The organism is Sphingopyxis fribergensis (assembly GCF_000803645.1).
GTDB lineage: Bacteria > Pseudomonadota > Alphaproteobacteria > Sphingomonadales > Sphingomonadaceae > Sphingopyxis > Sphingopyxis fribergensis.
Genome location: NZ_CP009122.1, coordinates 3948179 through 3968350 on the forward strand (window position 1 = coordinate 3948179; position 20172 = coordinate 3968350).

The window sequence follows — 20172 nt, forward strand, 5'->3', positions numbered from 1 at the left end:
CGCGCGGACGCGCTATTAATCGCGTCAAAATCCGCTTGACGGATAGATTGGTATGTATAAATTTCCCTCAAAATTAGAGCAAAACATGATCTAAGATCAAAAAGAGGGAGACTTAACATGACCAATGCAAGATATCTGCTCGCTTCGGCCAGCATTGGTACGCTGCTTTTCGCCGCTAGCGCGGCCCACGCCCAGACCTCCACCACCGCGCCCGCCGCCGACACGGCCGAGAGCGAAATCGTCGTGACCGGCATCCGCGGATCGCTGCGCGAGGCGATCGACGCCAAGCGCGACCTGTCAGTGATCGCCGACGTCGTCACCGCCGAGGATGTCGGAAAATTCCCCGACAAGAATGTCGCTGAGGCGCTCCAGCGCGTCCCCGGCATCGTCGTCAACCGCGAGTTCGGCGAGGGCGAGCGCGTCTCGCTGCGCGGCACCGCGCCGAACCTGACCAAGACCCTGCTCAACGGCCACAGCGTTGCGACCGCCGACTGGTTCATTCTCGACCAGGTCGCCTCGACGCGCAGCTTCAACTATCTGACGCTGCCCGCCGAGATCATCGGCCGCCTGGAAGTCTACAAGAGCCCGCAGGCCGACGTCGAGGAAGGCGGGGTCGGCGGCACGATCAACGTCATCACGCGCAACCCGCTCGACCTCGACCCGCTCACCCTCTCGGCGTCGGTGCAGGCGGCCTATTCGGACCTCTCGGGCAAGGTCGATCCGCAGGTGTCGGGCCTCGTCAGCTGGAAGAATGAAGACGAGACCTTTGGCGTACTTGTCGGCGCGATCTACCAGAAGCGCCGCACGCGCCGCGACGGGCTCGAGATTTTCGGCTATCGCTCCTTCCCCGTCGGCGGCGGCGACGCGCTCGTCCCGACGCTGATCGGCTCGACCTTGTTCGAACAGGACCGCGAACGCTATGGCGCCAATGTCGGCATCCAGTTCCGCCCGTCGGACGCGCTCGAGATCAATATCACCGGGCTCTACTCGCGCTTCAACGCCGACAACTTCAACCAGAATTATATCGCATGGGGCGAACAGGCGCTCGGCGGCGGCGGCACGATCACCAACGCCGTGGTGCGCGACGGTGTCGCGGTGTCGGGCAATATCGCCTCGGCCACGGGGGGGACGACGGGCTTCGGCGTCGTCTATGACGCTATCGACCGTCAGGCGGTCGCCAAGACCGTCTCGGCCGACTTCGACCTGACCTACCGACCGACCGACAGCCTGTCGGTGCATTTCAAGGGCGGCTGGACCAGGGCGAACGGCGACACGAGCAACGAGAATTTCATCGAATTCGCCGGCCCCGGCGCTTTCAGTTACGACCTCACCAGCGGCCGTCCCGAAGTCAGCTTCTCGAACCCTGACCCGCTCAACCCGCTGGGCATCCGGCCCGACTTTGCGCGCATGCAATCGGTCACCAACGAAGATGAAGAGAAATATTTCTACCTCGACGTCGAAAAACAGGTCGAATGGGGCCCGATGACCGCGCTCAAATTCGGGGTCAAATATACCGACCACGACCGCGTCGCCGAACGCTTCGCGACCAATGGCGGCGTCTTCACCCCCGGACTTCGCTGCAATGGCGCCCCCTGCACCTCGGCCGATTTCGCGACCGGCAGCGGCATGCCCGGCGACTTCCTCGATAATATCGCCGCCCCCGGCACGCTCACCGATTACTGGCGCGTCGATCCCGCGAAGCTGCGCGCGATCTATGGCGCGTCGACGTCGCCGAGCAACGACCGCTTTCTCGTCCCCGGCAACACCTATTCGATCAACGAAAAGGCGTGGGGCGGCTATGGCCTCGCGAAATTCGGCGGCGACGGCTGGCGCGGCAATGTCGGCGTGCGCGTGATCACCACCGACCAGACCTCCGACGGCTTCATCATCGGCGGCACCAACCCCGAGTTCACCAATCCATTCGGCGGCTTCACCCCGTCGCGGGCGAAACGTTCCTACACCGACATCTTGCCGAGCGCGAACCTCTCGGTCGACCTGTCGGACCAGGTCGTGCTGCGCTTCGCCGCGGGCAAGACGGTGACGCGCCCCGATTTTGTCGACATCACGCCGGGCGTCGACCTCAACGGCACCTTGCTCACCGGGCGCGGCGGCGATCCGAACCTCGATCCGTACCGCGCCAACCAATATGATTTGTCGATCGAATTCTATCCCGACCGCGAGACGATCGTCGCGCTCGCCGCCTTCTACAAGGATATCCAGTCGTACATCGTCAACACGACCTCGACCGAAATCCTGCCGAGCGTGTTCGTGCCGGGGTCCGAGCCCGCGGGCTGCGTCGCGGCGGGCGGCGGCAATCCGAACCTGTTCAACTGCCCCTATCAGATCAACCGCCGCAGCAACGGCGACGGCGGACGCAATCAGGGTTTCGAATTCCAGGTGTCGCGCCCGATCTGGGGCGGCTTCGGCGCGGTGGCGAACTACACCTACTCCGACGCCAAGGCGGATAATGGCGATCCGATCCCCGGCAATTCGAAGCACTCGCTCAATCTGACGGGATATTACGAAAATGACCTGATCAGCGCGCGGCTGTCGTATAATTACCGGTCGAAATTCTTCATCGACATCGACCGCGCTGCGCCGCTCAACCAGGCGTCGCTGTCGTCGCTCGATGCGTCGGTCAGCGTCAACATCACCGACAATATCGCGCTCACCGCCGACGCGATCAACCTGACCAACGAAGAGATCGTGCAATATTCGGGCACCCGCGCCCGCCCGCGCGCAATCTATGACAATGGCCGCCAATTCTATGTCGGGGCGCGTTTGAAGTTCTGACGGTCAGCCGCCGTCGCGCTAACGTGCCGCGGCACGATAGCGCGACGGCGGCACCCCGAAGCGCCGCGCAAAGGCGGTCGCAAAATGGCTCGGCGAGGCAAAGCCCGTCGCAAGGGCAATCTCGGTCACCGGCTCCGCGCCATACCATAGCAACCGCGCCGCCTCATCGAGCCGCGCGCGCATTACATATTGCCAGGGCGACACGCCGAACGCGGCGCGAAAGGCGCCGGTGAAGCCCCGCTCATCCATCCCGACCAACGCCGCCAGTGCGGCAAGACTATGCTCCGCATCGAGCTGCCCGCGAATCGCATCGACCAGCCGGTTGCGGTCCGATGCCGACAAGGCCCGCCGCATGGGCCTCGGGTCGCGACGCCCATATTGATGGAATAAATGCCGTTCGAGCGCGTCGCCCACCTCGTGCGATGCCATCCGCGCCAGATCGTCGTCGACGAGCGGCATCAGGTCGAAAAGCCGCGCCGCCGCACCAAAGAGAAATTCGTCGCGATGGCAAACCCGCGCGGCGAGCGGCGCGTCGGCCAGCAGCGCGGTGGGCACGGCGAACTCGACGAACTCCGCCCGCTCCCCCTGCGCGAGCGCGGCATAGCGGCAGGCAGCGGGGACTATCCACACGTCGCCGCGCGACGGCAGCACCGGCCCCGACGGCCCGACCGAAAATTCGCACTCCATCCGGTCGAGCCGGCCGCCGAGATGGACGACGATGACATGATGATCTTCCTCGAACGCCCAATCGGTCGGCGCGTCCAGATTTTCGGTGGCCGCGAGCACGCCGAGCTGGCCGATCCGCGCCTGATGCCGCGCGACGACGTCGCGCCCCGATCGCGGCCTGATGCCATCCCAGACGGTTGCGGCTTCGGTCAATCACCCACCTTGCGAGCCCCCACGACTCGCCCAAGACAATATTCGAAAATTGCGCCGGAATTTGAAAGCGGACAAGGCGAAAGCGCCTTAGCCTTGGATAATCAACGACCAAGGAGACCAATATGACCGATCACAGCATCAAGGGTAAGACCGTCCTCATCGCCGGGGGCGGCAAGAATCTCGGCGGGCTGATCGCACGCGACCTCGCCGCGCAGGGCGCCAGGGCGATCGCGATCCACTACAACAGCGCCGCCGCGGCCGCCGAAACCGCGGAAACGCTCGCCGCGATCCGCGCCGCGGGCGCCGAAGCCGTCGCCTTCCAGGCCGACCTCACCACGGCCGGCGCGATGGAGAAGCTCTTCGCCGACACGATCGCCGCGATCGGTCGTCCCGACATCGCGATCAACACCGTCGGCAAGGTACTGAAAAAGCCCTTCACCGACATCAGCGAAGCCGAATATGACGAGATGACCGCGGTCAATTCGAAGACCGCCTTCTTCTTCCTGAAAGAGGCGGGCAAACATGTGAACGACAATGGCAAGGTGTGCACGCTCGTCACCTCCTTGCTCGGCGCCTACACACCCTTCTACGCCGCTTATGCAGGCACCAAGGCGCCGGTCGAACATTTCACCCGCGCCGCGTCAAAGGAGTTCGGAGAACGCGGAATCTCGGTGACCGCGATCGGCCCCGGCCCGATGGACACCCCCTTCTTCTATCCCGCCGAAGGCGATGATGCGCAGGCCTATCACAAATCCGCCGCCGCGCTCTCCGCCTTCACCAAGACCGGGCTCACCGACATCGCCGACATCGTCCCGTGGATCCGGATGCTGGTGTCGGACGGCTGGTGGATGACCGGCCAGACGATCCTCGTCAACGGCGGCTACACAACCAAATGACCCCTCCCCCGGCGGCCGTCCCTCCGGCCGCCGGACCTATCCCATGGGCCATCTTCCCCTGCCGCCGGGGCAGGGATATTCAGGCCGCAATCCATTCTTGAAGGGGAATTTCATGCACGCCAGGCCGGTCACCGCGCAATGACGGCGAAGCACCCCGGCGCCGCGCGCCGCCCGATGCTCCGCGACCGCGACGGCCATCATGCGCGCGTCACCTTCGAAGAGCTGTTCTTCGATCTTGTCTATGTCTTCGCGGTCACCCAGCTCAGCCACACGTTGCTCCACCACCTCAGCCTTGTCGGCGCGCTCGAAACGCTGATCCTCTGGTTCGCGGTCTGGCTCGGCTGGCAATATACCTGCTGGGTCACCAACTGGTTCGACCCCGAAAACCCCCGCCTGCGCAGTTTCCTGTTCGTGCTGATGCTGCTCGCGCTCGTGATGTCCGCCGCGATCCCCGACGCATTCGGCGACAAGGCGCTCGTCTTCGCCGGATGCTATGTGGCGATCCAGCTCGGGCGCACGCTGTTCGTGATCTTTGCGCTCGACCCCACCACGGCGCTTGCTGCCAATTATCGGCGCATGGCGGCGTGGTTCACCGTCTCGGGTTGCTTCTGGATCGGCGGCGCCCTCGTCGGGCACGAGATGCGGCTCGCGCTCTGGGGGATCGCGGTTCTCCTCGAATATATCGCGCCGATGACCGGCTTCGCCTTTCCCGGGCTCGGACGATCGCTCACAAGCGAATGGACGATCGAAGGCGGTCACTTGGCCGAGCGCTGCCAACTCTTCGTCATTCTCGCGCTCGGCGAGACGTTGATCGCGACCGGCGCGACGCTGGCGAAGGGTGAGGCATGGAGCAGTCCGATCCTCTCGGCACTCGGCGCGACCTTCCTCGGCACGCTTGCGCTCTGGTGGCTCTATTTCGGCACCTCGAGCAAGGATGCGACGACAAAGATCAGCGCGTCCGACGACCCCGGCCGCATCGGCGCCTGGTTCAACTATGTCCACGCGATCCTCGTCGCGGGAATCATCGTCTGCGCGGTCGGCAACGATCTCGCGATGGCGCATCCGGCCGGCCATGCCAGCCTGCCGCAGGTGCTCGTCATCGCCGCCGGTCCGATCCTCTATCTAGCGGGCAGCGCCATCTATCGCCGCGTCGTCTATGGGCGCATCCCGGTGTCACACCTCGCCGGGATCGTCGCGGCGCTGGCGCTCGCTCCGATCGGCCTCAATGCAAACCTGCTCACCATGGGCTGGCTCACAACGCTGCTCCTCGCCACGGTCGCGATCTGGGAAAGCCGGACGCCGCGTGCGGTGCCGGCGATCGAGAGGCACTGATCCCCCCGCCGCGCGCAGATGCCTATAGCAATTGCCCTGTTGCGGTGCGTCAGATGTTCCCGGTCAGTCGCCTAAAGGCTTGACCCGGCACGCGCACGGGTCTTGGGAAGCGCGCATGTCGCGCTCGCGCAAATCGCTCGTCCTCTTCGCCGCGCGCGCACGGCGGCGGCTGCGCGAGAGCGAGGCGGCGTTCATCCTGCTCGCGGCGCTCGCCGGGGTTGGCGCGGGGCTGCTCACCAATGTTCAGCAATATCTCGCGCATGGCATCCAGCGCCTGCTCTATGGCGTCTCGCTCAACCGGCTGAGCGCGCTCGGGTCGATCCACCATCCGTGGAAGCTGCTCGCGCTGCCGCTCGGCGGCTTGCTGCTCGTTGCGCTCGCGCGCTGGCAGCGCAGCCGCCGCCGCATGCCGGTCGACGTCGTCGAGGCGAACGCGCTCCACGGCGGCCGCATCCCTGCCGCCGACAATCTGATCATCGCGGCGCAGACGATCGTCTCGAACGGCGCGGGCGCCTCGGTCGGGCTCGAGGCCGCTTATGCCCAGATGGGCGGCGGGCTCGCCTCGCAGATCGGCCAGTGGCTCGCGCTGCGCCGCAACGATTTGCGCACGCTGGTCGGCGCGGGCGCGGGCGGCGCGATCGGCGCGGCATTCGGAGCGCCGCTGACGGGCGCTTTCTATGCCTTCGAGATCGTGCTCGGCAATTACACCCCCGCCGCGGTCGCCCCGGTGATCGCCGCCGCGCTTGCCGCGGTGTCGGTCAGCCGCCTGCTCGGCGCCGATCCCTATCTGATCGCGACGAGCGCCGATCGCGGCTTCGACCTCGCCGCCTATCTGCTCTTCGCGCTGCTTGGGGTCGCGGCGGCGCTGCTCGGCATCTTCATCATGCGGCTCGTGACCTATGCCGAGCGGCGGGTACAGGCCTGGCGCACGGTCAGCGACTGGGGGCCGCTGATCGGCGGGCTCCTGCTGATCCCGCTTGCGCTCCTCTCGCCGCAGACGCTCTCGGCGGGGCACGGCGCGCTCCATCTCAACCTCATCCTCCACCCGGCCCTGCTCTTCCTCGTCACCGTGCTGCTGCTCAAGATTGCCGCGTCAGTGATCTCCCTGAGCTTCGGCTTTCGCGGCGGCCTCTTCTTCGCCTCGCTGTTCCTCGGCTCGCTCGCGGGGCAGATTTTCGCCGCGCTCGTCAATATGAGCCCGCTCGGCGTGACGCTCGATCCCAATGACGCCGCGCTGGTCGGCATGGCCGCGCTCAGCGTTTCGATCGTCGGCGGGCCGATGACGCTCGCGATCCTGATGCTCGAGACGACGCATGATTTCGCGCTGATGGGGGTGGTGCTCACCGCAACGCTGATTTCGAGCGCGGTGACGCGCGAGCTTTTCGGCTACAGCTTCTCGACCTGGCGCCTGCACCTCCGCGGTTCGACGATCCGCAGCCCGCGCGATATCGGGCGCATCGTTACGCTCACAGCGGGGCGGATCATGCGCACCGACTGGACCAGCGTTCCTGCGGCGATGACCGTCGGCGACTTCCGAACGCGCATCGCACTCGGTTCGACGAGCAAGGCGATCCTCACCGACGGCGAGGGCCATTATGGCGGCATCGTCGCGACCGCCGCCGCCTATCATCCCGACCTCGACCTCGCCGCCCCGGTCGCCAGCCTGGCAACGCAGCAGGACACGCACCTCCAGACCGCGACGGGGATCGAGCCGATGCTGCGCCACTTCGACACCGCCTCGGCCGATGAGCTCGCGGTCGTCGACGACAGGGGCCGGGTCGTCGGCGTCGTCAGCGAACGCCACGCCCGCCGCCGCTATTTCGAGGAGCTCGAGGCCGCGCAGCGCGAGATGTTCGGAGAGCGGTGAGCCCAGCAGGCGTTGCTCACTTCGCCGCGCGCCATTCCCCCGGCGCCAGATCGCCCAATTCCCAACTGCCGATCCGCCGGCGCACCAGCCGCAACGTCGGATAGCCGACCGCGGCGGTCATGCGGCGGACCTGGCGGTTGCGGCCTTCGGTGATCGTCAGTTCGAGCCATGAGTCGGGGACGCTCTTGCGGTAGCGCACCGGCGGGTCACGGTCCCAGAGCTGGGGCGGGTCGATTAGGCACACGGTCGCGGGGCGCGTCATGCCGTCGTTCAGCATCACCCCGGCGCGGAGGCGATCGAGGCTCGCGGCATCGGGCTCGCCCTCGACCTGCGCCAGATAGGTTTTGGGCGTCTTGTGCTTCGGCGACGAAATCCGCGCCTGCAACGCGCCGTCGTCGGTCAGGATCAGCAGCCCCTCGCTATCGCGGTCGAGCCGCCCGGCGGGATAGATGCCGGGGACGTCGATATAGTCGGACAGCGTCGCGCGCGGACCGTCGGCGGGCGCCGTCATGCCTTTGTCGGTGAACTGGCTGAGCACGCCCCACGGCTTGTTGAACAGGATCAGCGTCACGGCATCAGGCTCCGCGCGACCGCCTCGGCGACCTTGATGCCGTCGACCGCCGCCGAAAGGATTCCACCGGCATAGCCCGCACCCTCGCCCGCCGGAAAAAGCCCCGCGGTGTTCAGGCTCTGAAAATCGTCGCCGCGGGTAAAGCGCACGGGCGAGGATGTGCGCGTCTCGACCCCCGTCATCACTACATCGGGATGGTCGTATCCCGCGATCTGGCGCCCGAACACCGGGATCGCCTCACGCATCGCCTCGACCGCGAAATCGGGCAGGCACGCCGCGAGGTCGGTCGGGGTGACGCCGGGGCGATAGGAGGGGACGACGCTGCCCAGCGCGGTCGACGGGCGCCCCGCGAGGAAATCGCCGACACGCTGCGCGGGCGCTTTATAGTTCGATCCGCCCGCGACAAAGGCGAGCGATTCCCAGTGGCGCTGGAAGGCGAGGCCCGCGAGCGGATCGCCGGGATAGTCGCGTTCGGGGTCGATCGCGACGACGAACCCCGAATTGGCGTTGCGCTCGTTGCGCGAATATTGGCTCATGCCGTTCGTGGCGACGCGCCCTTCCTCCGACGTTGCGGCGACGACGGTGCCGCCGGGGCACATGCAGAAGCTATAGACCGTCCGCCCATTCTTGCAGTGGTGCGAGATATGATATTCGGCGGCGCCGAGGATCGGGTTGCCCGCGTTGGCGCCAAAGCGCGAGGTGTCGATCCACGATTGCGGATGCTCGATGCGCACGCCGATCGAAAAGGGCTTCGCCTCGACATGCACCCCCGCCGCGTGGAGCATCGCAAAGGTGTCGCGTGCGCTGTGGCCGACAGCCAGTACGACGCGGTCGGCCTCGATATACTCGCCATTGGCAAGGTGCACGCCCTGGACGCGGCGCTCTCCTGCGCCGTCGACACTGATATCGAGCCCGTCAACCTTGTGCTGCCAGCGATATTCGCCGCCCAGCCCCTCGATCGTCGCGCGCAGGCTTTCGACCATCGTCACCAGCCGGAAGGTGCCGATATGCGGATGCGCCTCGGTCAGGATTTCGGGCGGTGCGCCCGCCTTGACGAATTCGGTCAGCACCTTGCGGTCGAGGTGCCGCGGGTCCTTGATCCGGCTGTAGAGCTTGCCGTCGGAAAAGGTGCCCGCGCCGCCCTCGCCGAACTGGACGTTCGATTCGGGGTGGAGCACGCCGCGCCGCCACAGGTCCCACGTGTCCTTGGTACGCTCGCGGACGACCTTGCCGCGGTCGAGGATGATCGGACGGAAGCCCATCTGCGCGAGGATCAGCCCGACGAACAGCCCGCACGGCCCCGCGCCGACGACCACCGGCCGTTTAATTCCCGTGGGCGCCTGCGTGATGAATTTATAGGCGGTGTTCGGGGTCGGCTGGACGTTGCGGTCCTTGCGAAAGCGCGCCAGCACCGTGCCCTCGTCCTTCACATTGACGTCGACCGAATAGATCAGCTTGATGTTGCTCTTGTCGCGCGCATCGTGCGCGCGCCGCGCGACGACATGGCGGATCAGCTCGCGTGGGCTGATGCGCAGCCGCTTGCAGATCGCGGCAGGCAATTCCTCGTCCGCATGGTGCAGCGACAATGTGAGTTCGGTCAGGCGAAGCATCGCCCGCCTGTAGGGCGCATCCCATCATGAGGAAACGCCAATCGCAAAGAAAAAGGGGACGGTCATCGCTGACCGCCCCCTCTTGATCCTTATGCCGCTTCCTTCTTGCGCGACGCTTTCTTGCGCTCGTGCGGGTCGAGCAGCGCCTTGCGGATGCGGATATTCTTCGGGGTCACCTCGACCATCTCGTCATCGTCGATATAGGCGATCGCCTGTTCCAGCGTCATGCGCTTCGGCGGGGTCAGGCGGATCGCGTCGTCCTTGCCCGTCGAACGGAAGTTCGTGAGCTGCTTCGACTTCATCGGGTTGACTTCGAGGTCGTCGGGCTTCGCATTTTCGCCGATGATCATGCCCTCGTACAGCGCCTCGCCCGGCGAGACGAAGAGAATGCCGCGCTCTTCGAGCGGGCCCAGGGCATAAGCGACGGCTTCGCCATTGCCGTTCGAGATCAGGACGCCGTTCTGGCGGCCCGCGATCTGGCCCTTATGCGGGCCGTATTTTTCGAACAGGCGGTTCATGATCCCGGTGCCGCGCGTGTCGGACAGGAATTCGCCATGATAGCCGATCAGGCCGCGCGACGGGCCGCTGAAGGTGATGCGCGTCTTGCCGCCACCCGACGGACGCATGTCGGTGAGGTCGGCCTTGCGGATCTGCATCTTCTCGACAACCGTGCCGCTATGTTCGTCGTCGACGTCGATGACGACGGTTTCATAGGGTTCGGTGCGCTTGCCGGCTTCATCCTCACCGTAGAGAACGCGCGGGCGGCTGATGCCGAGTTCGAAACCTTCGCGGCGCATCGTTTCGATGAGCACGCCGAGCTGAAGCTCGCCGCGGCCTGCGACTTCGAAGCTGTCCTTGTCGGCGCTTTCGGTGATGCGGATCGCGACGTTCGTTTCGGCTTCGCGGAACAGGCGGTCGCGGATCATACGGCTCGTGACCTTGCTGCCTTCGCGGCCGGCCATCGGCGAATCGTTCACCGCAAAGCGCATCGACAGCGTCGGCGGATCGATCGGCTGCGCGGCGATCGGCTCGCTGACGCTGGTGTCGGCGATGGTGTTCGCGACGGTCGCCTGCGCGAGGCCCGCGATCGCCACGATGTCGCCCGCGCGCGCTTCCTCGACGGGAACGCGCTCGAGCCCGCGGAATGCGAGCAGCTTCGACGCACGGCCGGTTTCGATGATCTTGCCGTCCATGTCGATCGCGTGGATCGGCTGGTTCACCTTGATCGTGCCCGACTGGACGCGGCCGGTCAAAATGCGGCCGATGAAGTTATCACGGTCGAGCAGGGTCGCGAGGAAGGTGAAGGGGCCGTCCTCGGGCAGGCCGGGCGTGGGCACATGGCTGACGATCGTCTGGAACAGCGGCTCGAGCGTGCCCTCGCGCGCTTCGGGGTCGGGCGAGGCATAGCCGCCGCGGCCCGAGGCGTAGAGGATCGGGAAGTCGAGCTGTTCGTCATTGGCTTCGAGCGTCAGGAACAGTTCGAACACCTCGTCGAGCACTTCGGCGGCGCGCGCGTCGCTGCGGTCGATCTTGTTGACGACGACGATCGGCTTCAGGCCCAGCGCAAGCGCCTTGCCGGTCACGAACTTGGTCTGCGGCATCGGGCCTTCGGCGGCATCGACGAGCAGAATGACGCCGTCGACCATCGACAGGATACGCTCGACCTCACCGCCGAAATCGGCGTGGCCCGGAGTGTCGACGATGTTGATGCGCGTCAGGTCGGCGCCTTCGCCCCACTCGACGCTGGTGCACTTCGCAAGGATCGTGATCCCGCGTTCCTTTTCGAGATCGTTCGAATCCATCGCGCGTTCTTCGACGCGCTGGTTGTCGCGAAAGGTGCCCGACTGGCGGAAGAGCTGGTCGACGAGGGTGGTTTTGCCATGATCGACGTGGGCGATGATCGCAATATTGCGCAAAGACATGCGGAAGAGCCTTGATGGAAGGGGGCAGCGCCCGGAGCGCCGCGAAACGCCGCGCCCCTAACAGAAGTAGTGCTGCGGCGCAACATGATTGCCGATGGCGCGAACTAGCGCAGCGATTTGGCCAGACGCTTTCTATCGTAGAGTGAACGGCCCTCTGCGCCCCGCAACCGTTTTGCAAGCCCCGCGCCGAATTGGTCTTTCCAGCGCGCGAGCGCCGGTCCGGTCCGCGCAAGGTCGCCCTCGCCGATCGTCTGCAACGCGCGCGACGCGGCGAGAAGCCCTTCGCGCTCGCGCGCCAATCCCGGCCCTGTATAGCGTTCGGCGATCAGCCCGAGTTGATGGCGCATCGCGGCGATCGACAGCTGCGCGCCTTGCAAGTCGGCGCGGTCGATCATCAGCTGCGCGCCCGCGACGCCGTCGTCGACAGCCGAAAGCTGATCGGCGAGACGCCGCCCGACGCTCTGCCCCTCTGGACAGGCGCGCACCGCGCGAACATAGGCGGCGAGCGCGGCGAGCATCGCGGGGGTCGGCTCCCGTCCGCCGAATTCCTCGACGATCAGATTGCGGACAAAGGCTTCGAGCGCGCGCGTATCGGTGCCGCGCGCGATCTTTCCCGGCATCGCGAGGTCGGGAATGACAACCGGGTCGAAGCGACCGTTTCCGCGTGCCGCGCTGAAGAAACTGTTCGTGACATCGGCCGTCCCCGGCGCGACCGACACGCCCGCGAGCAGGAAATGCGGATTGCCGCGCCCGTTGATGTGACAGCTTGCGCAGCTCAGCCCCGCCTTCGCCGCTTGGCCGCCGAGCAAGGTCGGCACCGCGAACAGCGCGCGGCCGCTGCGAACGAGCGGCGCGTCGCTGGCCACGCAGGTCGCAGGCTGCTCCGACAAGAGTGCCTGTTCGGAACCCGGCGCGGTCCAGCGCAACTGCTCGAACGCCGGCGGCGGATCGGCGCGCGTTGCCGCGACGCCGAGGGACAGCGCCGCGAACGCGATCAGCTTGCGGATGAGCGCCCCGCCGCAATCCAGCGCTTGAGTTCGTCGACCTCATGACAGCCGAAGCCGCAAATTGCCTCGAGCTTGGCCAGATGCGCCTTCGCCCCCGCGACGTCGCCGCGCTCGAGTTTCAACTCACCATAATATTCGAGCGCACCCCGATGTTCCGGCGCGATGGCGAGCGCCTCGCGATAATAGGCTTCGGCCGCGCCGTAACGTTTGAGCTTGCGGTTCGCGAAGCCCAGATAGGTGAGTATATCGGGGTGCGGCCCCGCCGCCCACAAGGCCTGATCGAGCTTGGCGATTGCCGCCTCATAGCGATGTTCGTTGATCAGTCCGACCGCCGCCACATAAGTGGCATCGAGGGTCTCGGCGGCGGCCAGCCGCACCGCAGGCTCGACCGCGCTTTGCGCCTGCCGACCTGCGGCGATCGCCGCTTCGACCTTCGCAACCGCATCGGCGAGCTTCGCCGCATCGGTGCAGGTGCCCGCGCATCCCTCCTGCATCGCCTTCAGCGCCGCCGCCTGCTCGGTCGCCTTCTCGGCCTTGCCGAGCTTCGCCTGCGCGATGCCCAGGTCGCGGCGCGCGTCGACCATCTTTTCGTCATAGAGCACCGCGGCTTCGAGCGGTTTTACCGCGCGCGAGAAATCGCCCTGCGCCATATAGCTCGCGCCGAGCAGATAATTGGCTTGCGGGTTTTTCGGCACCGCCGACACGACCTTTTTGAACGCCTTTGCCGCCTCGTCATATTTGCCCGAGGCAAAGGCATCGGCGCCCTTCTGATAATCGACCGTCGGGTCATAAGCGCTCTGGCTCGGCGGCGCGCTGCTTCCACCTCCGCCGCCTCCCGCCGCGAAGGCAAGCGGCGCGACGAAGACCGCGCAGGCCGCAAGGACGGATAGTGATGAACGGTGCCGCATGACGAGTCTCTCCCTCGGTCGATACCGGCGCCAGCGTATCACAAGCGCGGGCGCAGCGGAACGGCGAAGCGACGGTCAGATCATCGCGATCAGCCGCTCGGTCGCTTGCCCGGCAACCCGCGCAGCGCGGACGAGATTGGCATGAAAATCGCCTGCGCTATCGTCGTTCGCGTCGTCGGTGACCGCCTTGATCGCCCCCCAGGATTTGCCCAGCCGCGCCGAGACCTGCGCCACCGCGCCAACCTCCATATCGACCAAAGTCGCGCCGAGACTGGCGAGATCGGCGGCGGCATCGGGGCATGATACGAAAGAGTCGCCGCTGGCGATGCGCGCGTGCGGCAGGCCGAGCCCCGGATCGGCCATCGCCGAAAAATGCGCCTCGCCCGCCTCGCCGATCGGCCATTCGCCCGCGCGGTAGCGGCGAAACAGGCCGGGCTGATTGGCGCCATAATCATGCTGCAACGCCTCGGCGATCCAATAAGCGCCGGACGCCGCACCGAGCGACCCGCAGGTGCCGGTCATCAACAACAGGTCGGCATTACCTGCCAAGGCGCCCGCACACAGCGCCGCGTTCACCTTGCCAAGCCCGCAGGTCGCGATGCCGAGGCGGTGGCCGGCGACCGTCAGCCGCCGTTCGGCAAACAGTCCGCCGACGCGTTCTCCGCTGCCCGGAAACAGCGCGTCGGCCTCTTCGGGCAGCGCGGCGAGAATCAGGATGTGGGCCATGGCGCGTGTGTAGCCAAGTTCACGACATATCCAATCCTCCCTGTCGCGAAGCGATGGGGAGGTGGCAGCGCGAAGCGCTGACGGAGGGGCTATGACGCCCCCGTTACCGCCCCTCCACCATCCTTGGGATGGTCCCCCTCCCCACCGCTTCGCGGCAGGGAGGATCATATGCTTGCCATTCCCTTCTCACACCGTCATCGCTCGCACTAATGCTGTCCCGCATCTTCCCCGACCGCTTCGTCCCCGTGCTGTTCGCGACGGTCCTGCTCGCGAGCCTGCTTCCGGTGCGCGGCGCCGCGGTGCCAATCGCGCAGGGGGTGTCGACCGCGGCGATCATCTTCCTCTTCTTCCTCAATGGCGTGCGCCTACCGCGCCACGAAGTTCTGCACGGCATCCGTCACTGGAAGCTGCAGGGGAGCGCGCTCGCTTTCTGTTTCGGCTTCATGGCGCTGCTCGGGCTCGCGGCGCAGGCGGCGACCGCGCCGCTGCTCCCCGCGACGCTTGCGCTTGGCTTTCTCTTCCTCGGCATCCTGCCCTCGACCGTCCAGTCGGCGACCGCAGCGAGCAGTCTCGCGGGCGGCAATGTCGCAGCAAGCGTCGTCGCGGCAGCGCTGCTCAACCTCAGCGGCGTCGCGCTCTCACCTCTGCTCTTCGCGCTGCTCGCGGGCAGCGCGGGCGATATCCATGGCGAGGCGGTACTGCGCATCGTCTCGATCCTGCTCGTTCCTTTCTTCGCGGGCCAGCTCGTCCAGCGCTGGCTGCGGCCGTGGGTGCTCGCGCATCGCGGTCTCGCGACCTTCATGGACCGCACCGCTATCGCGATTGCGGTCTATGTCGCTTTCTCCGCCGCCGTCGTCGCGGGGATATGGGGCCTGCTCGACGGGCGCGAGATTGCCATCGTGTTTGCAGCGGTCGCGTCGCTGCTCTCGCTGTCCTTCGGCGGCGCCTGGGCGCTTGGCGGGCTGCTGAAGCTCGCACGCCCCGACCGCATCACACTGCTCTTTTCGGGCGCGCAAAAGAGCATCGCGGTCGGCGCACCGCTCGCCGCGACGCTTTTCCCACCCGCCATCGCCGGCATGGTGCTCGTTCCGATCCTCGTCTATCATATGGCGCAACTGATCCTGTCCGCGTGGATCGCGCCGGCGTTGCGATCGCGACAGGGTGTGGTGCTTGAATAACACAGATGCGCGTGCCATATGGGCATGGGCCAGATTTTCTATTGGGTGGCTGGAAGGAAGACGAATGAGCGAACTGACTGCGACGGCGACCGCAACCGACGAGCTGAAACTGACGCCGCCCGATCCCGTGCCCGCGGTTTCCCCCGAAAAGGCCGCCGGCCTGGTGCCACTGTCGACCGAGCAGAAGTCGAAGCTGGAAGAACGCGTCGACGGCTTTATCGACGATCTGGTCGCGCAGGACGTCAATTCGCCCGCCTTTGGGCAGAAGGTCGACCAGATCACCAACATGGGCCGCAAGGAAATGCTGGAGGCGGCGAACCAGTCGAACCGCTTCCTCGACCGCCCGATCAAGGCGATGGACCGCGACACCGACATCGGGATGAATCTGATCGAGCTGCGCAACACCGTCGAGCGGCTCGACCCGTCGGCGAATGGCAAGCTGCTGTCGAAGCGCGGTTTCTTCGACAAGATTCTCGGCAACAAGGTCGGCAATTATTTCGCGCAATACCGCAGCGCGCAGACGCATATCGGCGGCATCCTGACCGCCTTGTCGAACGGCAAGGACGAGCTGCTCATGGACAATGCCGCCATCGACGTCGAGCGCCGCAAGCTGTGGGAAGCGATGGGCAAGCTCGAACAGATGGTCCATATCGCGGGCACCCTCGACGCCAAGCTCGAAGCGAAAGCAACCGAACTCGACGGCGTCGATCCGGCGAAGGCCAAGGTGCTGCGTGAAAACGCGCTTTTCTATGCACGCCAGCGCACGCAGGATTTGCTCACCCAGATGGCGGTGACGGTGCAGGGCTATCTCGCGCTCGACCTCGTCAAAAAGAATAATGTCGAGCTGGTGAAGGGCGTCGACCGCGCCTCGACCACCACCGTCGGCGCATTGAAGACCGCGATCACCGTCGCGCAGGCAATGACGAACCAGAAGCTGGTGCTCGAACAGATCACCGCGCTGAATACCACGACCGCAAACATCATCGACGGCACCTCGAAGATGCTGAAGGACAACACCGCGCGCATCCACGAGCAAGCGGCGTCGAGCACGATCCCGATGGAGACGCTCCAGCGCGCGTTCCAGAATATCTATGACACGATGGACGCGATCGACACCTTCAAGCTGAAGGCGCTCGACAGCATGAAGACGACGGTGACGACGCTCGAGGGCGAGGTCGCGAAGTCGAAAGGCTATATCGCGCGCGCCGAGGGCGCGAGCCAGGCGCAGGCGAGCGTCGGCGGCGCCGACAGCCCGCTCGCATCGCTCGAAGGCTAAGGCAAAAGATGAGCATGAGCGAAGTCGACAAGATTCGGGTCTCGGCGGCATCGGCGATCGAACGGTCGCGCGAGCGCCGCCGCCCGATCGGCACCAAGAGCGTCGCGCTGCGCCGCCAGCATCTCTATAAAAAGCTCGGCCGCGTACTGATCGCGGGCGGCATCGTGCTGATCGGTGCCGCGGTCTTCGGCGCGCTGATCCAGCCGCTCGGCTTCACCGGGCTGCTTGCGCTGTTCATCCTGCTGATCGGCGTCGCCGTGCTCTTCGGCCGTTCGCCCTTCCCCGAACCGCGTCAGGCCGATTTGCCCAAGGCCGATTTGAAACAGCTAGCCGGCCGCACCGAAATCTGGCTCGAGGCGCAGCGCCCCGCGCTCCCTGCCCCGGCGCGCCAACTCGTCGACGGCATCGGCGTCCAGCTCGACCTGCTCGCCCCGCAGCTCCAGACGCTCGACGCATCGAGCCCCGCGGCCGCAAACATCCGCAAGCTGGTCGGCGAGGATCTTCCCGAACTCGTCGCCGGCTATCAGCGTATCCCGGCGGGGCTGCGCACCGAAGCCCACGCCGGCCGCACCCCCGACGAGACACTCGTCGGCGGCCTCAAGATGCTCGAAAGCGAAATCGGCAATGCGGCGCGCAGCCTCGCGGCGGGCGAACTCGACAAGCTCGCGACGCGCGAACGCTATCTCCAGCTCAAATATCAGGGGCTTGAGGACGAAGACCAAGCATAGGGCCCATTCGCGGCACCGCTTGCCAAGCGCCCAACGCGCGGTCACATAGACGTCGATGCTCGACCTGCTCCTCGCCCCCGAAAATGTCATTTTCAGCGCGGCCCTGCTGCTGATGCTGCTGATCGGCGCGGTGCAGGCGATCGGGCTCGCGGGCGATATCGATGCGGACGTTCACGGCGATACCGACGGCGACATTGGCTTTGCCGATACACTGCTCGCCTGGGCCGGGATCGGCCGCGTTCCTTTCCTGATGTGGCTCGTGATCTTTCTCGCACTGTTCGGTGCGCTCGGGCTCGGGCTACAGCAGCTGATGACGGCGCTGACCGGGGGCGCCGGTACGAACCTGCTGATGGTACCGCTGACCGCCGTGGCCGCACTCCCGGTGACGGGCGGCGCCGCGCGCCTCGTCGCGCGCGTCCTTCCGGGCCTCGAAACCACCGCGATCGAACGCGACGATCTGGTCGGGCGCTTTGCAGAGATCAGCATCGGCACCGCCAGCGTCGGCAATCCGGCGCGGGCGTGCGTTACCGATTTGCACGGCCAGCCGCACCAGATCATGGTCGAACCCGACAGCGCCGATCAGATTTTCCAGACCGGCGAGAGCGTGCTGCTCGTAAAACGCGAAGGCGACATCTTCAAAGCCTTCACCCGCGGCGATTTTTATTTACCGCGGCTCGACTGACCCTAATATCGGTTCGGGGGCTTCCAATCACGGAAGCGCGAATCGACAGCAACGGGTAGGTTCATGATTGAAATCGCTATTTACGCCGGCATCGGGCTTGCCGCGCTCCTGATCCTGGGATTGATTGTCACGCGGCTTTATCATCGCGCGACCAAGGAAATTGCCTTCGTCCGCACGGGATTTCGCGGCGAACGCGTCATCATGAACGGCGGCGCGCTGGTTCTGCCGGTCCTGCACGAAACGATGCCGGTGAACATGAACACCGTCAGGCTCGCGGTCGAGCGCAAGAATGTCGACGCGCTGATCACGCTCGATCGGCTCCGCATCGACGTAAAGGCCGAATTCTACGTCCGCGTCCGCCCCGATGCGGGCGCGATCGGGATGGCGGCCCAGACGCTTGGCCTGCGCACGATGAACCCCGAAGCCTTGAAGGATCTGGTCGAGGGCAAGTTCGTCGACGCGCTGCGCTCGGTCGCCGCGGGCATGACGATGAACCAGCTCCACGAACAGCGTGCCGACTTCGTCCAGAAGGTGCAGCAAGTCAGCTCGAACGATCTGTCGATGAACGGGCTCGAGCTCGAATCGGTGTCGCTGACCGGGCTCGATCAGACGTCGATCGAACATTTCAATGCCAACAACGCCTTCGACGCCGAGGGTCTGACCAAGCTCACCGAACAGATCGAGCTGCGCAAAAAGGCGCGCAACGACATCGAGCAGGACACGCGCGTCCAGATCGAGACCAAGAATCTGGAAGCGGACAAGCGCAGCTTCGAAATTTCGCGCGACAATGAATTCGCCCGGCTGGAGCAGGAGCGCGAGGTCGAGATGCGGCGCGCCGTACAGGCCGCTGAAATCGCGCGCGAGCAGGCGCAGCGCAATCAGGAAGCCGACAACGCGCGCATTCAGGCGAAGCAACTCGTCGATGCCAAGCAGATCGAGGCCGACCGCGCGATCGAGGAAGCGCGAATCGCGCAGGAACAGGCGATCGAGCTCGCGCGGCAGGAACAGCAGATCCTGATCCAAAACAAGAGCCGCGAGGAAAGCCAGGCGCGCGGCGAAGCCGATGCGGCTCGCGCGATCGCCGTCGCCGCCGAGGAACAGGTCGCCACCGCGCGCGAAACCGAGGTTGCCGAACGATCAAAGCGCATCGAGCTGATCGAAGCCGCCAAGGAAGCCGAACGACAGGCGATTTCGGTCAAGGTCGAGGCCGAGGCCGAAAAGGAAGCCGCAGCAAACCGCGCCGCCGCATTGCGGCTCGAAGCCGAGGGCGAGGCCGAGGCCGAAAAGCTGCGCGCCGAAGCCGCGCGCATCCGCTTCGAGGTCGAAGCGGCAGGTCAGCGGGCAATCAACGAGGCGGCCAACCTGCTATCATCCGACCAGATTTCGCTTCAGACCAAGATGGCCCTACTCAAGGTGCTGCCCGAGGTCGTGCGCGAAGCCGCGAAGCCGATGGAAGCGATCGATTCGATCAAGATCATCCAGGTCGACGGGATTAACCAGACGGGTGGCGGTACCTCGAACGGCGGCGGAAATGGCGACGCAAATGGCAACGGGGGCAACCTCGCCAGCAACGCCGTGTCGGCGGCGCTCGCCTACCGCGCGCAGGCGCCGGTGATCGACAGCCTGATGAAGGAACTCGGCTTCGACGGCGGTTCGCTCGATGCACTCGTCAAGGGCGCCGCCGCGATCGAGCCAGCGGGACAACCCGCGATTCCGGCCGCTCCGCGTGGGCGCAAGCCGCGTCCCAACGCCGTCGTCGCGGACACCAAAGACAGCGACGAAGACGCCTGATCCGGA

General features: G+C 65.8%; 16 protein-coding genes. 9 read left to right on the forward strand and 7 right to left on the reverse strand.

Annotation, left to right across the window (positions count from 1 at the left end):
- Positions 1–117 precede the first annotated feature (117 nt).
- A complete protein-coding gene (locus SKP52_RS18405; protein ID WP_039577224.1) occupies positions 118–2793 on the forward strand; it encodes a TonB-dependent receptor in 2676 nt (891 codons plus the stop codon).
- 18 nt (positions 2794–2811) lie between these two features.
- On the opposite strand, the gene SKP52_RS18410 is transcribed toward SKP52_RS18405, so the two are convergent.
- On the reverse strand, positions 2812–3672 hold the full coding sequence (locus tag SKP52_RS18410) for a helix-turn-helix domain-containing protein (protein ID WP_039577226.1): 861 nt from the start codon (positions 3670–3672) through the stop codon (positions 2812–2814).
- A 122-nt stretch (positions 3673–3794) separates the two neighbouring features.
- Here SKP52_RS18410 and SKP52_RS18415 point away from each other — a divergent pair, with 122 nt between their 5' ends.
- The 3 genes from SKP52_RS18415 to SKP52_RS18425 all read left to right on the forward strand — a co-directional run bounded on the left by SKP52_RS18415 (position 3795) and on the right by SKP52_RS18425 (position 7767).
- Positions 3795–4568, forward strand: a complete 774-nt coding sequence (locus SKP52_RS18415) for an SDR family oxidoreductase (protein WP_039577230.1) — start codon at positions 3795–3797, stop codon at positions 4566–4568.
- Positions 4569–4706: 138 nt separating this feature from the next.
- Positions 4707–5900, forward strand: a complete 1194-nt coding sequence (locus tag SKP52_RS18420) for a low temperature requirement protein A (RefSeq protein WP_039577232.1) — start codon at positions 4707–4709, stop codon at positions 5898–5900.
- Between the two features lie 115 nt (positions 5901–6015).
- Positions 6016–7767 (forward strand): chloride channel protein, encoded by a 1752-nt coding sequence (locus SKP52_RS18425; protein ID WP_039577235.1) that lies wholly within the window; start codon positions 6016–6018, stop codon positions 7765–7767.
- Positions 7768–7783: 16 nt separating this feature from the next.
- Here the strand turns inward: SKP52_RS18425 and SKP52_RS18430 are convergent, their stop codons facing one another.
- The 6 genes from SKP52_RS18430 to SKP52_RS18455 form a co-directional block, all read right to left on the reverse strand.
- Positions 7784–8278, reverse strand: coding sequence for a pseudouridine synthase (locus tag SKP52_RS18430; RefSeq protein ID WP_267128066.1), 495 nt, complete (start codon positions 8276–8278; stop codon positions 7784–7786).
- A gap of 56 nt (positions 8279–8334) precedes the next feature.
- Complete coding sequence (locus SKP52_RS18435) at positions 8335–9948, reverse strand: NAD(P)/FAD-dependent oxidoreductase (RefSeq protein ID WP_039577242.1); 1614 nt, start codon at positions 9946–9948, stop codon at positions 8335–8337.
- Positions 9949–10037: 89 nt separating this feature from the next.
- Entirely contained in the window at positions 10038–11870 is a 1833-nt protein-coding gene (gene typA / locus SKP52_RS18440) for a translational GTPase TypA (RefSeq protein ID WP_039577244.1), read from the reverse strand.
- Positions 11871–11974: 104 nt separating this feature from the next.
- Positions 11975–12760: a hypothetical protein gene (locus SKP52_RS24775; protein ID WP_148309187.1), complete on the reverse strand. Its 786-nt coding sequence runs from the start codon at positions 12758–12760 to the stop codon at positions 11975–11977.
- A gap of 104 nt (positions 12761–12864) precedes the next feature.
- Positions 12865–13785 (reverse strand): tetratricopeptide repeat protein, encoded by a 921-nt coding sequence (locus SKP52_RS24780; protein ID WP_052208526.1) that lies wholly within the window; start codon positions 13783–13785, stop codon positions 12865–12867.
- A gap of 75 nt (positions 13786–13860) precedes the next feature.
- Positions 13861–14511 carry a 5'-methylthioadenosine/S-adenosylhomocysteine nucleosidase family protein gene (locus SKP52_RS18455; RefSeq protein ID WP_039577247.1) on the reverse strand — a complete coding sequence of 217 codons (651 nt, stop codon included), beginning with the start codon at positions 14509–14511 and terminating at the stop codon, positions 13861–13863.
- 209 nt (positions 14512–14720) lie between these two features.
- On the opposite strand from SKP52_RS18455, the gene SKP52_RS18460 reads away from it, so the two are divergent.
- From SKP52_RS18460 to SKP52_RS18480, 5 genes are all read left to right on the forward strand, one after another.
- Positions 14721–15689: a bile acid:sodium symporter family protein gene (locus SKP52_RS18460; RefSeq protein ID WP_039577251.1), complete on the forward strand. Its 969-nt coding sequence runs from the start codon at positions 14721–14723 to the stop codon at positions 15687–15689.
- 64 nt (positions 15690–15753) lie between these two features.
- A complete protein-coding gene (locus SKP52_RS18465; protein WP_039577254.1) occupies positions 15754–16965 on the forward strand; it encodes a toxic anion resistance protein in 1212 nt (403 codons plus the stop codon).
- A 14-nt stretch (positions 16966–16979) separates the two neighbouring features.
- The gene (locus SKP52_RS18470) at positions 16980–17693 is read left to right on the forward strand and encodes a hypothetical protein (protein WP_228383699.1); all 714 of its coding nucleotides are present in this window, start codon (positions 16980–16982) and stop codon (positions 17691–17693) included.
- 55 nt (positions 17694–17748) lie between these two features.
- Positions 17749–18375, forward strand: coding sequence for a YqiJ family protein (locus SKP52_RS18475; protein ID WP_039577259.1), 627 nt, complete (start codon positions 17749–17751; stop codon positions 18373–18375).
- A gap of 63 nt (positions 18376–18438) precedes the next feature.
- A complete protein-coding gene (locus SKP52_RS18480; protein WP_081997430.1) occupies positions 18439–20166 on the forward strand; it encodes a flotillin family protein in 1728 nt (575 codons plus the stop codon).
- The last annotated feature ends 6 nt before the right edge of the window (positions 20167–20172 follow it).

What these genes read in the sequence shown, in the direction of transcription:
- SKP52_RS18470 (WP_228383699.1), top strand. Translation starts at nt 16,980, where the DNA reads ATGAGCGAAGTCGACAAGATTCGGGTCTCGGCGGCATCGGCGATCGAA.
- SKP52_RS18475 (WP_039577259.1), top strand. Translation starts at nt 17,749, where the DNA reads ATGCTCGACCTGCTCCTCGCCCCCGAAAATGTCATTTTCAGCGCGGCC.
- SKP52_RS18405 (WP_039577224.1), top strand. Translation starts at nt 118, where the DNA reads ATGACCAATGCAAGATATCTGCTCGCTTCGGCCAGCATTGGTACGCTG.
- SKP52_RS18435 (WP_039577242.1), bottom strand. Translation starts at nt 9,948, where the DNA reads ATGCTTCGCCTGACCGAACTCACATTGTCGCTGCACCATGCGGACGAG.
- SKP52_RS18480 (WP_081997430.1), top strand. Translation starts at nt 18,439, where the DNA reads ATGATTGAAATCGCTATTTACGCCGGCATCGGGCTTGCCGCGCTCCTG.
- SKP52_RS24780 (WP_052208526.1), bottom strand. Translation starts at nt 13,785, where the DNA reads ATGCGGCACCGTTCATCACTATCCGTCCTTGCGGCCTGCGCGGTCTTC.
- SKP52_RS18455 (WP_039577247.1), bottom strand. Translation starts at nt 14,511, where the DNA reads ATGGCCCACATCCTGATTCTCGCCGCGCTGCCCGAAGAGGCCGACGCG.
- SKP52_RS18430 (WP_267128066.1), bottom strand. Translation starts at nt 8,278, where the DNA reads ATGACGGCGCCCGCCGACGGTCCGCGCGCGACGCTGTCCGACTATATC.
- typA (WP_039577244.1), bottom strand. Translation starts at nt 11,870, where the DNA reads ATGTCTTTGCGCAATATTGCGATCATCGCCCACGTCGATCATGGCAAA.
- SKP52_RS18420 (WP_039577232.1), top strand. Translation starts at nt 4,707, where the DNA reads ATGACGGCGAAGCACCCCGGCGCCGCGCGCCGCCCGATGCTCCGCGAC.
- SKP52_RS18465 (WP_039577254.1), top strand. Translation starts at nt 15,754, where the DNA reads ATGAGCGAACTGACTGCGACGGCGACCGCAACCGACGAGCTGAAACTG.
- SKP52_RS18415 (WP_039577230.1), top strand. Translation starts at nt 3,795, where the DNA reads ATGACCGATCACAGCATCAAGGGTAAGACCGTCCTCATCGCCGGGGGC.
- SKP52_RS18425 (WP_039577235.1), top strand. Translation starts at nt 6,016, where the DNA reads ATGTCGCGCTCGCGCAAATCGCTCGTCCTCTTCGCCGCGCGCGCACGG.
- SKP52_RS18460 (WP_039577251.1), top strand. Translation starts at nt 14,721, where the DNA reads ATGCTGTCCCGCATCTTCCCCGACCGCTTCGTCCCCGTGCTGTTCGCG.